The sequence below is a fragment of the Pseudomonas sp. LBUM1644 genome, assembly GCF_059716195.1.
On sequence record NZ_CP166812.1, the window covers coordinates 5,962,985 to 5,978,006 of the forward strand.

Consider the following 15,022-nt stretch of genomic DNA (forward strand, 5'->3'; position numbering starts at 1 on the left):
TCGAATCAGGCTATCCGACGTTCAGCGATGAGCACCGAGGTCACGAATCGTTTGTTTGAGGGTTTCGAAGTCGTAGTCCGATAGGCCGACATAATCGAGGACCAGATGGCTGATGCTGTTCCATTCGTGGTCTTCGGTCTGGTTGCCCAGCACCCGGTACGACGCACAAATGTGTTCGGCCATTTTCAGGATCGCCAGCAGGTTTTTCAGCTGACTGTTGCGTGACGACTCGTCACTGAAGATCGCCAGCGCATTGTGGTGATTGGCGATCGCGGTGCTCACATGCTCCGGCAGGCGCCAGGACTTGGCGGTGTAGTAACCGACCACCGCATGGTTGGTGTTGAACACGCGATTTTCGGTGTCGACCACCCTGCATTCGGCGCTGGCGTTAGCATAGGCCTCTTCCAGCGTCGTCATGTAATCGGGGAAGCGCTGCAGCATCAGCGGTACACCGCAGTCGTGGAACAGACCGAGGGCGTAGGCTTCATCGCCCGCCTGCGTGCCGATGCGCTTGGCCAGGGTCAGGCAGGTCATGGCCACGTCCTGGGCGGTGTCCCAGAAGCGGTTCAAGGTGACGATGGTGTCATCGTTCATTTCACCCTTGATCGACTGCGCATTGATCAGGTTGATGATCGAACGGCTGCCCAGCAGATTCACCGCGCGCTGGATCGAAGCGATTTTGTTGCTCAAGCCGTAATACGGCGAGTTGACGATTTTCAACAACGCCCCGGAGAGGCCAGGGTCCTGGGAGATCAGCTTGGCGATCACCTCCAGGTCCGGGTCGGGCATGTACTGTTCCATCTGCAAGTCCACCATGATCTGCGGCTGGGCTGGCACGCTGATGCCTTGCAGGGACTGTTGAATCTGTTCGGTGGTCAGCTCTTGGGACATAAGTACACACTCTGGGGCAGGTGGCGATTCTAACCTTTATAAAGTTGGATCCGACACACCGATGGTGCAATCGTGGGAAGTTTCATTTAAGCCCAGGCATTCGATAACGTCCGAAACCGCCTTCGCGAGCAAGCCCGCTCCCACAGTGGATTGGCGGCGTATACAAATACTGTGCACGACGCCAATCCACTGTGGGAGCGGGCTTGCTCGCGAAGAGGTCATCAGCGTTTCATCGCCCGTCAAACCCGCCGCCTCCCTCAACACGCTATACTCCCGCTCTTTTTTCCGGAGCGACGTCATGTCCCTGCCTAGCCTGCGCCTCAAAGCCAACGCCGACCGTCGCCTGCGAAACGGCCACTTGTGGGTCTATAGCAACGAAATCGATGTAGCCGCGACCCCTTTGCACGGTTTCAAGGCCGGCGATCAGGCCATCCTCGAAGCCGCCAGCGGCAAGCCGTTGGGCATCGTTGCCATGAGCCCGAACAACCTGATTTGCGCCCGTCTGCTGTCGCGCGACATCAAGTTGCCGCTGGACAAGTCGCTGCTGGTGCATCGCCTGAACGTCGCCCTGTCCCTGCGTGATCGCCTGTTCGACAAACCGTTCTATCGCCTGGTCTACGGTGATTCCGACCTGTTGCCGGGCCTCGTAGTAGACCGTTTCGGCGACATCCTCGTGGTGCAGATCGCCTCGGCGACCATGGAAGCCCATAAAGAAGACGTGATCGCGGCGCTGACCCAAGTGCTCAAGCCAAGCGGCATTCTGTTCAAGAACGACTCCGCGGCCCGTGACGCCGAAGGCCTGAACCGTTATGTCGAAACCGTGTTCGGCCTGGTGCCGGAATGGGTCGCGCTGGAAGAGAACGGCGTTAAATTCGAAGCCCCGGTCATCCAGGGTCAGAAAACCGGCTGGTTCTACGACCATCGCATGAACCGCGCACGCCTGGCCCCTTACGCCAAAGGCAAACGCGTGCTCGACCTGTACAGCTACATCGGCGGCTGGGGCGTGCAAGCCGCCGCATTCGGCGCCAGTGAAGTGTTCTGCGTCGACGCATCGGCCTTCGCCCTCGACGGCGTCGAGCGCAACGCCGCGCTGAACGGCGTCGCCGAAAAAATGACCTGCATCGAAGGCGATGTGTTCGAAGCCCTGAAAGAGCTGAAAGCCAGCGAAGAACGCTTCGACGTGATCGTGGCCGACCCGCCGGCGTTCATCAAACGCAAGAAAGACATGAAAAACGGCGAAGGCGCCTACCGCCGCCTGAACGAGCAAGCCATGCGCCTGCTCAGTAAGGACGGCATCCTGGTCAGCGCCTCGTGCTCGATGCACCTGCCGGAAGACGACCTGCAGAACATCCTGCTGACCAGCGCCCGTCACCTGGATCGCAACATCCAGATGCTGGAACGCGGCGGCCAGGGCCCGGATCACCCGGTGCACCCGGCAATTGCCGAGACCCGCTACATCAAAAGCATCACCTGCCGGTTGCTTCCAAACAGCTAACGACACAAACCCCTGTAGGAGCGAGCTCGCTCGCGATGGTCTCCAACGATAACGCTGGCGACCTGACACCCCGCGGCGCTCTCGGATTTTTCGCGAGCAAGCTCGCTCCTACAGACGGCGAGACACATCCTGACCCACTGTCGCAGCGACAACCGCCCGTCCCGCACCTACCGTTTCTCTTCACATCTCAGAAGAGGACAACGGAATGTCCAGCACACCACAAGCCCACCGCTTACGTACTGGCCGCTACTCGGAATCCGGGCGCATCTATCTGCTGACCGCCGTCACTCATGAACGGCAACCGATCTTCAAGGATTGGCGCATGGGTCGCCTGGTGGTGCAGGAGTTCAGAAGAGCTCAGGAAAGCGGCAATGCCACCTCAATAGCCTGGGTCGTCATGCCGGATCACTTTCACTGGCTGGTTGAATTGCATAACGGTGATTTATCGAAACTGATGCAATCGGCCAAGTCCCGAAGTGCTCGTGCCATTAATAAGGAAAGAGGTCGCCACGAGACGCTATGGCAAAAAGGCTACTTCGACCAGGCGTTGCGTCGCGAGGAAGATCTGAAAGCCATGGCACGCTACATCATTGCCAATCCATTGCGAGCCGGGTTAGTCGCACGTATCGGTGACTATCCGCTATGGGACGCCCTATGGCTCTGAAACACACATCCTTGTAGGAGCGAGCTCGCTCGCGAAGAACGTCAACGATAACGCAGCACTCTCAGGTTCATCGCGAGCAAGCTCGCTCCTACAACAGATTCAGAAATCTCCTGCGGCCACCTGCATTGACTTTCCTCCTGATCGAACCAATCCTCGGACACCCTCACGGACCGAGAGCTGATTGATGACTCACGTCATACGCACCAAAGGAAAATCGTCGCTCATCGCGCTAATGATGACCATCACGTTGCTGGGAGTTTTCCCGCTGGACGTGGTGCTCCCGTCTTTCCCCCATCTCTCTGAATACTTCCGTACCTCGCCGTCCGACATTGCGTTGTCCGTCAGCCTGTTCGCCATTAGCCTTGCGCTATCCGTGGTGTTTGTCGGGCCGCTGTCGGATGTGTGGGGGCGCAAGAGCATTTTGCTGGCCGGTATCGCCATCACGATCGTTGGTGCGACGGGCTGCCTGGTTTCCAGCGATTACAGCTGGTTTCTGCTGTTCCGCGTCGTTCAGGCAGTGGGTTGCGGAGCCTTTGTGCTGTCGCAGGCACTGATTCAGGATTGTTTCGTCGGCAAGGAACAGCAGCGAGTCCGAATCTGGATGACAACCTGCAGCGGGGTGTTCATTTCCATCTCGCCGCTGGTCGGAACCTGGCTGCAATTGCATCTGGGCTGGCAGGGCAGCTTCTACGTATCTATCGTGTTGGCCGTGATTGTCTGGATGAGGGCCAGCGTTTTGCTCAAGCAAACCCCGCGCCGTCGTGTTGCTTCCCGCGGTCGCTTTTTCAGTCCCTACTGGCGGCTGTGTTCCGATCTGCGCTTCACGGGCTACTGGCTTATTTCGGGCCTGGCCTTTGCCTGCCATTTTTCATTTATCGTCATTTCTCCCATCATCTTCATGGAGCGCCTTGCCCTCTCACCCTATGAATTTGCCTGGGCACTGCTGCTGTATGGCGTGGCTTATGTGCTCGGAGGAATCGTTGCCAGCGCGCTGCATCGACGTCTGCCGGCCAATTCGCAGATCGTTATCGGCCTGGCGCTGATCGCGCTGTCGGGGTTGGTCATGCTGTCGCTGGCGAATCAGTTCGGGCTCACTGCGGCTGCGGTCTTGATCCCCATGCTCATTTGTACCGCCGGCACCACCATTGCCAGGCCTATTGCCAATTCCAAAGCCATGACCCTCTATCCACAGGATGCCGGCACATCCTCTTCGGTCGGTGGCGTGATGATGTTCATGTGCGGCGGCGTGATCAGCGTAATAATCAATCTCGCGTCCGAAAACCTGACCACGGCTCTCGCTTTATGCTTTCTGACCCTGAGTGCTACGGGTCTTGGTTTGAACGCGTTGATCACTCGGCGGAATCTGGCGCTGAATATCGGCTGATACCTGTAGGAGCAGCCGGTCGACGCTCGATTGCTCGCGAAAAACCATCCGGCGCCTCATTCCATCAGGTTAAGCGCGTCATCGTTGACGCCCATCGCGAGCAAGCTCGCTCCTACAACAGATTCAGAAATATCCCGCACTCGCCTGCGTTGACTTCCCCTCTCATCAAATCAATCCTCGTTCCCCCCCTCACGGACCGAGAGATGTGCTTGATGACTCACGCTATTCATGCCAAAGAAAAGTCATCCATCATCCTGCTGTTGATGACCATGACATTGCTCGCCGTCTTCCCTCTAGACGTCGTACTCCCGTCCTTTCCTGCCCTCTCCGACTACTTCCGCACCTCACCTTCCGATATCGCCCTGTCTGTCAGTATCTTTGCGATCGGCCTGGCACTTTCGCTGCTGCTGATCGGGCCGTTGTCCGACATGTTCGGTCGAAAAAAACTGCTGTTGGGTGGAATTGCCCTGTCCGCAATGGGTGCAACGGGGTGCCTTTTCGCCAGCGATTACGCCTGGTTTCTGGGCTTTCGTGTTGTTCAGGCGGTGGGTTGCGCGTCGTTTGCCTTATCTCAAGCGCTGGTCCAGGACCTGTTCGCCGGTCGGGAGTTGGAGCGCCTGCGGATCTGGATGGTCACTGCTGGCGGGATCTTCATCTGCAGTTCACCCCTGATGGGCACTTGGTTGCAGTTGTATCTGGGCTGGCAGGGCAGTTTTTATGTATTCATCATCCTGGCGATTATTGTCTGGCTAAGATCTTTTTTTCTGATCAAGGAAAATCACCGCAGCAACCTGATGCCCCGGCGTTTTTTCGGCACCTATTGGCTGCTCTGCTGCGACATTCGCTTTATGGGTTACTGGTTGATTTCGGCGCTGGCTTTCGCCTGCCATTTCTCGTTCATCGTCATTTCGCCGGTCATTTTCATGGAACACCTGAATCTGTCGACCTATGAATTCGCCTGGGCACTGTTGCTGTACGGCGTGGCCTATGTGATCGGCGGAATTGTTGCCAGCATCCTGCACCGCCATATGGATGGCGGCACGCAAATCAACGTCGGCCTGCACCTGATCGCGTTGTCGGGTCTGGTGATGCTGTGGCTGGTCTGGCAGTTCGGCCTGTCCGTCGCCACCGTACTGGCACCCATGCTGATCTGTACTGCCGGCACCACCATCTCCCGTCCCATCGCAAACTCCAAAGCGATGAGTCTCTACCCGCAACACGCCGGCACAGCGACCTCCGCCGGCAGCCTGTTGATTTTCATGTGCGGCGGTGTGATCAGCGTGGTGATCAACCTCGCGTCGGAAGACCTGACCACGGCTCTCGCCTTATGTTTCTTGACCCTGAGTGCTGCGGGGCTTGGTTTGAACACGTTGATTGTGCAGCGCAATCTGGCGTTGAAAACGAGCTGATACCTACAGGAGCGAGCTGCTCGCGAAAAATCATCAACGATAACGCTGGCAGCCTTAGACCTCACGGCGCTCTCGGGTTTTTCGCGAGCAAGCTCGCTCCTACCGGGAGGTGGTTTAATCGCGCCCCCGTATGTCACGTAAGCGTTAGCACCACGTTTGTGGGCATTCCCTCCAGCCGCCAGCCGTGTAGAATCGCGACATTCATCGCCAGTCATCCCCCGGCGGGTTTATGAGCTCAAGCTGAAGCGCGCGGCGATCCCGCAAAGTTATCGGCAACTTCCGGACACAAGGCCATTTCTGAGTGTTCCAGACGTCAATAGAAGCTCACTTCCCTTTTGATACCTGATTAGCCGCCCGGAGTGCTTCATGCCTGATTACCGCTCGAAAACATCCACCCATGGCCGCAACATGGCCGGCGCCCGCGCACTGTGGCGCGCCACGGGGATGAAAGATGACGACTTCAAAAAGCCGATCATCGCCATTGCCAACTCCTTCACCCAGTTCGTACCTGGCCACGTCCACCTGAAGGACCTGGGCCAACTGGTCGCCCGCGAGATCGAACGCGCCGGTGGCGTGGCAAAAGAATTCAACACCATCGCCGTCGATGACGGCATCGCCATGGGCCACGACGGCATGCTGTATTCGCTGCCGAGCCGCGAGATCATCGCCGACTCCGTCGAATACATGGTCAACGCCCACTGCGCCGATGCGATCGTCTGCATTTCCAACTGCGACAAGATCACCCCGGGCATGCTGATGGCGTCCCTGCGCCTGAACATTCCGGTGATCTTCGTCTCCGGCGGCCCGATGGAAGCCGGCAAGACCAAACTGGCCAGCCACGGTCTCGACCTCGTCGACGCCATGGTGATCGCCGCCGACGAAAGCGCTTCTGACGAGAAAGTCGCTGAATACGAGCGTAGCGCCTGCCCGACGTGCGGTTCGTGCTCCGGCATGTTCACCGCCAACTCGATGAACTGCCTGGTAGAAGCGCTGGGCCTGGCATTGCCGGGCAACGGTTCGACCCTGGCCACACACAGCGACCGCGAACAGCTGTTCCTGCAGGCCGGCCGCACCATCGTCGAGTTGTGCAAGCGCTACTACGGCGAAAACGACGAGTCGGTGTTGCCGCGCAACATCGCCAACTTCAAGGCGTTCGAAAACGCCATGACGCTGGACATCGCCATGGGCGGTTCCACCAACACCATCCTGCACTTGCTGGCCGCGGCCCAGGAAGCCGAGATCGACTTCGACCTGAAGGACATCGATCGTCTGTCCCGCCACGTACCGCAACTGTGCAAGGTCGCGCCGAACATCCAGAAGTACCACATGGAAGACGTGCACCGTGCCGGCGGGATCTTCAGCATCCTCGGCTCGCTGGCCCGTGGCGGCTTGCTGCACACCGACCTGCCGACCGTACACAGCAAGACCCTGGCCGAAGGCATCGCCAAGTGGGACATCACCCAGACCGACGACGAAGCCGTGCATCACTTCTTCAAGGCTGGCCCGGCGGGCATCCCGACGCAAACTGCGTTCAGCCAGTCGACCCGTTGGGAAACCCTGGACGACGACCGTGAAAACGGCTGTATCCGTAGCGTTGAACACGCTTACTCGAAAGAAGGCGGCCTGGCCGTTCTCTACGGCAACATCGCGCTGGACGGCTGCGTGGTGAAAACCGCCGGCGTCGACGAGTCGATCCATGTCTTCGAAGGCAACGCCAAGATCTTCGAAAGCCAGGACAGCGCCGTACGCGGCATCCTCGCGGACGAAGTGAAGGCCGGCGACATCGTGATCATCCGTTACGAAGGCCCGAAAGGCGGCCCGGGCATGCAGGAAATGCTGTACCCGACGTCGTACCTGAAATCCAAAGGCCTGGGCAAAGCCTGCGCCCTGCTCACCGACGGCCGTTTCTCCGGAGGCACTTCGGGCCTGTCCATCGGCCACGCTTCGCCAGAAGCCGCTGCTGGTGGCGCGATTGGCCTGGTGCAGGACGGCGACAAAGTGCTGATCGACATTCCGAACCGCTCGATCAACCTCTTGATCAGCGACGAAGAAATGGCCGGGCGCCGTGCCGAGCAGGATCAGAAAGGCTGGAAGCCTGTGGAAAAACGTCCACGCAAGGTGACCACCGCACTGAAGGCCTACGCCCTGCTGGCGACCAGCGCCGACAAAGGTGCCGTGCGTAACAAGGCGATGCTCGACGGGCTGTAAGCGTTAACCGTTGAACAAAAAAAATGCCCCGCCAAGTGCGGGGCATTTTTTTGCGCCGAAATCTGCTGATCGCCCCCACTTGGGATCGATCCAATCCCTGTAGGAGCTGCCGCAGGCTGCGATCTTTTGATCTTCAGCAATCTATAAGATCAAAAGATCGCAGCCTTCGGCAGCTCCTACAAAGGGGCCCGGCGCTAGTCCTGCGGGTCGAGGTTATCCAGCGCTTGATTTACCGCCAGCTCGCCCAACATGATGACCTGCGCGATGCCCAGCATCGTGCTGCGTTGAGTGCCTTCCAGCAGTGCGGCGAAATCGCTGGCCATGACATTGGCCGAGGCGAGTGATTCGCAGGCATGAGCCAAGGCGCACAAGTCGGCGGATTCTGAAGCACCCGTAGGGCGTTACGCAAGAATGTGTAGCCTGCGAGAGTGTCTGGAGATGTTAATTAAACAGAGGCTTTCATTGCCCACGCAGGCCTCTTCGCGAGCAGGCTCGCTCCCACAGGGGGTCGGCTGTGAACACAGGATTTGTGAACAAAATAGATCAACTGTAGGAGCTGCCGAAGGCTGCGATCTTTTGATCTTCTTCGGCGCGACCATTAAAGATCAAAAGATCGCAGCCTGCGGCAGCTCCTACAGTCGCATCTGGGGGTTACTGGATTTCTTCAGGCTTGACGATCACCCAGTTCTTGTCCGCCGTGACCGGCAACCCTTCCTTGGCCTGGGCTGCAGCGTGCTTGGTCATCATGCCGTTAATCTGGGTCATGTATTTGTCTTTGCGGTTGACCCACAAGTGAATGCCACCCTTGGCCACGTCAACGCTGTGGAACAGCATGTAACCGTCGCTGCTCGGGGTGTCGCCGCCGACCAGAACCGGTTTTTTCCACTCATCGATGTAGGTCAGGATCGCCGCTTGCTTACCGGCCATCCAAGTGGCCGGGGTCCACAGGTACGGGGTCAGTTCAAGGCCGAGGTTGGCTTTCTCGTCATACTTGCCAGCGGTGATCTGCTTGCGCGCGGTGGTCAGCTCGCCGGTCTTGCGGTCCTTGAGCAGCGTGGTCACGCCGATCACATTCTGCGGTTTGACGTTGTAGCCGTATTTCGGATCGGCAGCGACCATGCGCACCAGTTCCTCCGAGGCGGCGGTCATCACGTAGACCTCGATGCCGTTCTCCATCAGCTTGTTGTAGAGCTCGGCCTGGCCGGTGAAGACTTTCGGCGGGTTGACGTCGAGGGTCTTGACCACGTCGCCGTCGTAATACGTGGTCGGCACCGGTTTGCCGGAAGCCATCAACTCGTCGACGTAGCCCTTGAGCTCGGTCAGCGTGAAGCCGGAGAACACCTGGGCGACCCATGGGTAGCAAACCATGTCGTCGATTTCGCAGAGGCGATAGTAGTAGCTGAACAGGCTTTCCTTGTGATCGGCAGTGTCTTTGAACGGAATCAGCTTCAGGGAGGGGTCGAGTTTCTCGCGGGTGATCAGGCCCTTGTTCTCCATGAACGGCAGCAACGACTCTTCGAGGTCGTAGCGGTAGCTGGTGTTGTCCATGTCGAACACCGCGAAATTACCCTTGTTGGCGTTGGCCGCAATCATTGCGTCCAGCGCCTTGGCCTGATCGGCTGGCCAGTGCTTCAAATCCGTGGCAAATACCTGGCCGGTGAGGCCAAGGCAGAGTGCGGCAGCCAGAATTTTCGGTGCGCGTTTCATCGGCATGCTTCCCTTATTAAAAGACCCTGATTCAAAGAATATCGACGCTAACAAATTAGTGTGACGGTCCTCGTCTGCCTGCGACCGTTAACGCACCTATTGCGCCAGCTGCATCTCCGACAACGACACTCTCTTATTCCAAAAACGACAGTCTTCAGACTTTTTTGATATTAATTCTTTATATTTCAAGCTGTTAGGCTTGCGGGTTCGCAGTCACCAACGCATGTGGCTGGCACAAGTCCTATCGGAGTTTTCATGAATCTGCCGCTGATCCTCAATCTGCTGGTGTTCCTCGCCCTGCTTTTCGGCCTGGCGCAAACCCGTCACACCACGTGGAGCTTAGCCAAGAAAGTCCTGCTCGCACTGGTGCTGGGCGTGGTGTTCGGTGTTGCGTTGCACACTGTCTACGGTGCCGGCAACCCGGTGCTGAAAGCCTCGATCGGCTGGTTCGATCTGGTGGGCAACGGTTACGTGCAGTTACTGCAAATGATCGTGATCCCGCTGGTGTTTGCCTCGATCCTCAGTGCGGTGGCGCGCCTGCACAATGCGTCGTCGCTGGGCAAAATCAGCTTCCTGACCATCGGCACGCTGCTGTTCACCACCGCCATCGCGGCGCTGATCGGCATCGGTCTGACCAACCTGTTCGGCTTGACCGCAGAGGGACTGGTGGCCGGCACCCAGGAAATGGCTCGCCTGCAAACCATCCAGACTGATTACGCCGGCAAGGTCGCGGACCTGAATGTGCCGCAGCTGTTGCTGTCGTTCATACCGCAAAACCCGTTCGCCGACCTGGCTCGCGCTAAACCGACCTCGATCATCAGCGTGGTGATCTTCGCGGCATTCCTCGGGGTTGCCGCGCTGCAACTGCTGAAAGACGATGTCGAAAAAGGTCAGAAAGTAATCAACGCCATCGACACCCTGCAAGCCTGGGTGATGCGCCTGGTGCGCCTGGTGATGAAGCTGACGCCGTACGGCGTGTTGGCGCTGATGACCAAAGTGGTCGCCGGTTCCAACCTGCAAGACATCATCAAGCTCGGCAGTTTCGTGGTGGTTTCCTACATTGGCCTGGGCCTGATGTTTGTCGTCCACGGCGTGCTGGTGTCGGCAGCCGGGATCAACCCGCTGCGTTTCTTCCGCAAGATCTGGCCGGTGCTGACGTTTGCCTTCACCAGCCGCTCCAGCGCGGCGACGATTCCGCTGAGCATCGAAGCGCAGACCAGCCGTTTGGGTATTCCGCAGTCCATTGCCAGTTTTGCCGCTTCGTTCGGCGCGACCATTGGCCAGAACGGCTGCGCGGGTTTGTACCCTGCGATGTTGGCGGTGATGGTTGCGCCGACCGTAGGCATTAATCCGCTGGACCCGCTGTGGATTGCGACGCTGGTGGCGATTGTGACGCTGAGTTCGGCCGGTGTGGCGGGCGTGGGCGGTGGCGCGACGTTTGCCGCGTTGATCGTGCTGCCGGCGATGGGCTTGCCGGTGTCACTGGTGGCGTTGCTGATTTCGGTTGAGCCGCTGATTGATATGGGCCGTACGGCGTTGAACGTCAGCGGTTCGATCACGGCGGGGGCGATTACCAGCCAGATGATGCAGCAGACGGATAAAGCGCTGCTGGATGCGGATGAGCATTCGGAGTTGGCTCACGCGTAATTGACCTTGTGGCGAGGGGATTTATCCCCGTTGGGTTGCGCAGCGACCCATTATTTTGGGGCTGCTTCGCAGCCCAACGGGGATAAATCCCCTCTCCACAGATCAAGCTTTTTCCCAAACCTCGAAGCTGTACGCCGGCTTGTCATCTGCAGCCGGGTTCTCGATGTTCGACACCAATTTCCACTGCTTCAAATCAAACTCCGGAAACCACGCATCCCCGTCCGGGCTCAACGCCACGCGGGTCAAATACAGCCTATCCGCCTGCGCCATCCCCTGCGTATACAACTGCGCGCCGCCAATCAACATCACCTCATCGACGCCCTGCTCCAGCGCCCATTCCCGAGCCCGAACCACTGCGGCCTCCAGCGACGGATAAACCTCCGCGCCTTCCAACACCAGGTCCGCCTGACGGCTGACCACGATGTTCAACCGGCCCGGCAGCGGGCGTCCCAGGGAATCCCAGGTCTTGCGGCCCATGATGATCGGCTTGCCGAGCGTGGTGGCCTTGAAGTATTTGAAGTCCCCCGGCAAGTGCCAGGGCATGCTGTTGTCGACGCCGATCACACGGTTTTCACCGAGGGCTGCGATCAGGCTGAGGGGGAGTGATTTAGTCATGCCGGCGAGGATACCAGAGCCCCGCGTACCCCGATAAGCGCCACAGCGGTTATGCTCACAGCTCATTTGAGCGACGGGATGCCGCGTGACTGAACTGACTCCACTGCAAAACCTCTGGCTGACCGAAACCGTGCGCCTGCGTGAAGAACATGCCGGTCCTCTGGATGATCTGGAAGCCAACCGACTGGCGCGCACCGCCGGCGGTGACCTGCCGACACGGATCCAGCATCGCGCCCTGTGGCTGGCCGAGCGGGACGGTTTGGCGGGCGCACTCAACCATTGGCTGCAGGGCGCGCGACTATCGCTGCTGGTGCTGTCGGTGCTGGCCGTGGTGAGCGGCGCCGGCCTGGCGTTCGCCGCGTTAGGCGACGGGCAATTCCCGGTGAATGTGTTCTGGGCCTTGGGCAGCCTGCTTGGGTTGAACCTGATTCTGTTATTGAGTTGGGCGTTGGGCTTGATGTTCGCTGGCGAACACGGCGCCACGCTCGGGCGCTTGTGGCTGTGGCTCAGTGAAAAACTCGCCCGCGATGCCAAAGCCGCGCAACTGGCGCCTGCCCTGCTGTTGTTACTGCAACGACAGAAACTCAATCGCTGGGCGATCGGCGTGCTGGTCAACGGTTTGTGGTTGCTGGCGATGCTCAGTGCATTGGTGATTTTGCTGACGTTGATGGCGACCCGGCGCTACGGTTTCGTCTGGGAAACCACCCTGCTCGGCGCCGACACCTTTGTTGCCATGACCCAGGGCCTCGGCGCCCTGCCCGCGCTGCTGGGTTTCAACGTGCCGACGGTGGACATGATCCGCGCCAGTGGCGATGCCGCGCTGAACATCGAAAGTGCCCGTCAAGCCTGGGCCACCTGGCTGGTCGGCGTGTTGGTGGTCTACGGCATTGTGCCTCGCCTGCTGCTGGCACTGCTCTGCCTGTGGCGCTGGAAAGCCGGCCAGGCTGGATTGCACCTGGATCTGAACCTGCCCGGCTACGCCCAACTGCGCGAACGGCTGATGCCCACCAGCGAACGCCTGGGCATCAGCGATGCCGCGCCAGCACAGCTTCATAAAGTCGAAAACGGTTTCAGCGAGCTGCAAAGCGATGGCGCGCTGTTGGTCGCCATCGAGCTGGACTCTCAACGCCCCTGGCCGCCGCCCTTGCCAAAAACCGTGAACGACGCAGGCATCCTCGACAGCCGCGAATCGCGTAACAAACTCTTGGAACAACTCAGTCGCTTCCCACCGGCCCGATTAGCCATCGCCTGCGATCCACGCCGCTCACCGGATCGCGGCAGCCTGGCATTGATCGCCGAACTGGCGCGCAACGCCAGCGCCACCCGCGTCTGGTTACTGCAAGCGCCACCCGGTGAAGCGCTGGATGCCGAGCGCCTCGGCGACTGGCACGTCGCGCTGCAACAACTTGAGCTGTCGTTCGCCGATTGCGCGCCGATGAACTGGTTGGAGACCGGTCATGACTAATCCCTGGAAACCGCCGTTGAAGCTCGCCGTGGTCGGCCACACCAATGTGGGTAAAACCTCATTGCTGCGGACCCTGACCCGCGATGTCGGCTTCGGCGAAGTCTCCCATCGCCCCAGCACCACGCGACACGTCGAAGGTGCACGCTTGTCGGTGGACGGCGAGCCCTTGCTCGACCTGTTCGACACCCCCGGCCTGGAAGATGCCATCGCCCTGCTCGATTACCTCGAACGCCTGGAACGCCCCGGTGAACGCCTCGACGGCCCGGCCCGACTGGCGCGATTTCTGGAAGGCAGTGAAGCGCGGCAGCGTTTCGAACAGGAAGCCAAAGTGCTGCGGCAACTGCTGACCTGCGACGCCGGTCTCTACGTGATCGACGCCCGCGAGCCCGTGCTGGCCAAGTACCGCGACGAACTGGAAGTGCTGGCCGGCTGCGGCAAACCGCTGTTGCCGGTGCTGAACTTCGTCAGCAGCGCCAACCACCGTGAGCCGGACTGGCGCGAAGCGTTGGCGCGTTTGGGCTTGCACGCCTTGGTGCGTTTCGACAGTGTCGCGCCACCGGAGGATGGTGACCGTCGACTCTATGAAAGCCTCGCACTGCTGCTGGAAAATTCCCGCGATCAACTGGAGCGCCTGATTGCCGATCAACAGGCGCAACGCCTGGCCCGCCAACAAAGCGCAGCACGGTTGATTGCCGAATTGTTGATTGATTGCGCCGCGTGTCGACGCAGCGTGATCAGTGACGCCGAGCAAGAACAGCAGGCCATCAGCGAACTGCGCAAAGCGGTTCGCCAACGGGAACAGCGCTGCGTCGAAGCCCTGCTCAAGCTCTACGCTTTCCGTCCGCAGGACGCGGCGGCCAGTGATCTGCCGCTGCTCGATGGTCGATGGGGTGATGACCTGTTCAATCCGGAAACCCTTAAGCAACTGGGCGTGCGAGTCGGCGGCGGAATCGCCGCTGGCGCAGCAGCCGGGGCCGGTGTCGACTTGCTGGTGGGTGGCCTGACCCTCGGCGCGGCGGCATTGGCCGGGGCGATTGCCGGTGGGGCCCTGCAAACCGCACGCAGTTATGGCAGCCGTTTGCTGGGCAAGATCAAAGGGCAACGGGAATTGACCGTCGATGACAGCGTGCTGCGTCTGTTGGCGTTGCGCCAACGGCAGCTGGTGCAGGCGCTGAATGCACGTGGCCATGCGGCGATGGACAGCATTCAGGTGGCCACGCCCCAGGACAAAACCTGGCGCGAAGGCAAGCTGCCCGAAGCACTGAACAAGGCGCGGGCGCATCCGCAGTGGTCGTCGCTTAATCCGCACCCGAAGTTAAGTCAGGCGGAGCGGCAGGAGCAGGTTGAGGTGCTGGCGCAGCAGTTAGTTGTGTCTTAACCCCCCCGTAGCAGCTGCCGAGCCTGCGAGGCTGCGTCCGGCTGCGTAGCAGCCGTAAAACCATGCACTGCGCGCTGTCTGGCAAACCGCGTTTTCGAGGTTTACGACTGCTACGCAGCCGGACGCAGCCTCGCAGGCTCGGCAGCTGCTACAGGGATA

At 59.6% G+C, this 15,022-nt stretch carries 11 protein-coding genes and 1 pseudogene; 8 read left to right on the top strand and 4 right to left on the bottom strand.

Features of this window, described 5'->3' with window-relative positions; all coding sequences use genetic code 11:
* Nucleotides 1-21: 21 nt before the first annotated feature.
* A complete protein-coding gene (locus tag ACA052_RS27425; RefSeq protein ID WP_497650407.1) occupies nucleotides 22-837 on the bottom strand; it encodes an HDOD domain-containing protein in 816 nt (271 codons plus the stop codon).
* A gap of 352 nt (nucleotides 838-1,189) precedes the next feature.
* Here ACA052_RS27425 and ACA052_RS27430 point away from each other — a divergent pair, with 352 nt between their 5' ends.
* The 5 genes from ACA052_RS27430 to ilvD all read left to right on the top strand — a co-directional run bounded on the left by ACA052_RS27430 (nucleotide 1,190) and on the right by ilvD (nucleotide 8,051).
* Nucleotides 1,190-2,386 (top strand): class I SAM-dependent rRNA methyltransferase, encoded by a 1,197-nt coding sequence (locus tag ACA052_RS27430; RefSeq protein WP_403023127.1) that lies wholly within the window; start codon nucleotides 1,190-1,192, stop codon nucleotides 2,384-2,386.
* Between the two features lie 205 nt (nucleotides 2,387-2,591).
* Nucleotides 2,592-3,050 (top strand): REP-associated tyrosine transposase, encoded by a 459-nt coding sequence (locus tag ACA052_RS27435; RefSeq protein ID WP_497647602.1) that lies wholly within the window; start codon nucleotides 2,592-2,594, stop codon nucleotides 3,048-3,050.
* A gap of 184 nt (nucleotides 3,051-3,234) precedes the next feature.
* Nucleotides 3,235-4,434 carry an MFS transporter gene (locus ACA052_RS27440; RefSeq protein WP_497647603.1) on the top strand — a complete coding sequence of 400 codons (1,200 nt, stop codon included), beginning with the start codon at nucleotides 3,235-3,237 and terminating at the stop codon, nucleotides 4,432-4,434.
* 212 nt (nucleotides 4,435-4,646) lie between these two features.
* Nucleotides 4,647-5,843, top strand: a complete 1,197-nt coding sequence (locus ACA052_RS27445; protein WP_497650408.1) for an MFS transporter — start codon at nucleotides 4,647-4,649, stop codon at nucleotides 5,841-5,843.
* Between the two features lie 366 nt (nucleotides 5,844-6,209).
* Nucleotides 6,210-8,051 (top strand): dihydroxy-acid dehydratase, encoded by a 1,842-nt coding sequence (ilvD, locus tag ACA052_RS27450; protein ID WP_497647604.1) that lies wholly within the window; start codon nucleotides 6,210-6,212, stop codon nucleotides 8,049-8,051.
* A 194-nt stretch (nucleotides 8,052-8,245) separates the two neighbouring features.
* Here ilvD and ACA052_RS27455 read toward each other — a convergent pair.
* Nucleotides 8,246-8,413, bottom strand: a pseudogene (locus ACA052_RS27455) (DUF6124 family protein); the annotation flags it as partial.
* Nucleotides 8,414-8,702: 289 nt separating this feature from the next.
* A complete protein-coding gene (locus ACA052_RS27460) occupies nucleotides 8,703-9,758 on the bottom strand; it encodes an HAD family hydrolase (RefSeq protein WP_497647605.1) in 1,056 nt (351 codons plus the stop codon).
* Between the two features lie 255 nt (nucleotides 9,759-10,013).
* Here ACA052_RS27460 and ACA052_RS27465 point away from each other — a divergent pair, with 255 nt between their 5' ends.
* The gene (locus ACA052_RS27465; protein WP_497647606.1) at nucleotides 10,014-11,405 is read left to right on the top strand and encodes an L-cystine transporter; all 1,392 of its coding nucleotides are present in this window, start codon (nucleotides 10,014-10,016) and stop codon (nucleotides 11,403-11,405) included.
* A 102-nt stretch (nucleotides 11,406-11,507) separates the two neighbouring features.
* On the opposite strand, the gene ACA052_RS27470 is transcribed toward ACA052_RS27465, so the two are convergent.
* Nucleotides 11,508-12,020: a dihydrofolate reductase gene (locus ACA052_RS27470; protein WP_497647607.1), complete on the bottom strand. Its 513-nt coding sequence runs from the start codon at nucleotides 12,018-12,020 to the stop codon at nucleotides 11,508-11,510.
* A gap of 85 nt (nucleotides 12,021-12,105) precedes the next feature.
* On the opposite strand from ACA052_RS27470, the gene ACA052_RS27475 reads away from it, so the two are divergent.
* Nucleotides 12,106-13,485, top strand: a complete 1,380-nt coding sequence (locus ACA052_RS27475) for a DUF2868 domain-containing protein (RefSeq protein ID WP_497647608.1) — start codon at nucleotides 12,106-12,108, stop codon at nucleotides 13,483-13,485.
* A complete protein-coding gene (locus ACA052_RS27480) occupies nucleotides 13,478-14,863 on the top strand; it encodes a GTPase/DUF3482 domain-containing protein (RefSeq protein WP_497647609.1) in 1,386 nt (461 codons plus the stop codon). Before ACA052_RS27475 ends, ACA052_RS27480 begins: the two co-directional genes overlap by 8 nt.
* The last annotated feature ends 159 nt before the right edge of the window (nucleotides 14,864-15,022 follow it).

Bases quoted from the DNA above. Each gene is read 5' to 3' on its own strand.
- ACA052_RS27430 (WP_403023127.1), top strand. From the start codon at position 1,190: ATGTCCCTGCCTAGCCTGCGCCTCAAAGCCAACGCCGACCGTCGCCTG.
- ACA052_RS27435 (WP_497647602.1), top strand. From the start codon at position 2,592: ATGTCCAGCACACCACAAGCCCACCGCTTACGTACTGGCCGCTACTCG.
- ACA052_RS27440 (WP_497647603.1), top strand. From the start codon at position 3,235: ATGACTCACGTCATACGCACCAAAGGAAAATCGTCGCTCATCGCGCTA.
- ACA052_RS27445 (WP_497650408.1), top strand. From the start codon at position 4,647: ATGACTCACGCTATTCATGCCAAAGAAAAGTCATCCATCATCCTGCTG.
- ilvD (WP_497647604.1), top strand. From the start codon at position 6,210: ATGCCTGATTACCGCTCGAAAACATCCACCCATGGCCGCAACATGGCC.
- ACA052_RS27460 (WP_497647605.1), bottom strand. From the start codon at position 9,758: ATGAAACGCGCACCGAAAATTCTGGCTGCCGCACTCTGCCTTGGCCTC.
- ACA052_RS27465 (WP_497647606.1), top strand. From the start codon at position 10,014: ATGAATCTGCCGCTGATCCTCAATCTGCTGGTGTTCCTCGCCCTGCTT.
- ACA052_RS27470 (WP_497647607.1), bottom strand. From the start codon at position 12,020: ATGACTAAATCACTCCCCCTCAGCCTGATCGCAGCCCTCGGTGAAAAC.
- ACA052_RS27480 (WP_497647609.1), top strand. From the start codon at position 13,478: ATGACTAATCCCTGGAAACCGCCGTTGAAGCTCGCCGTGGTCGGCCAC.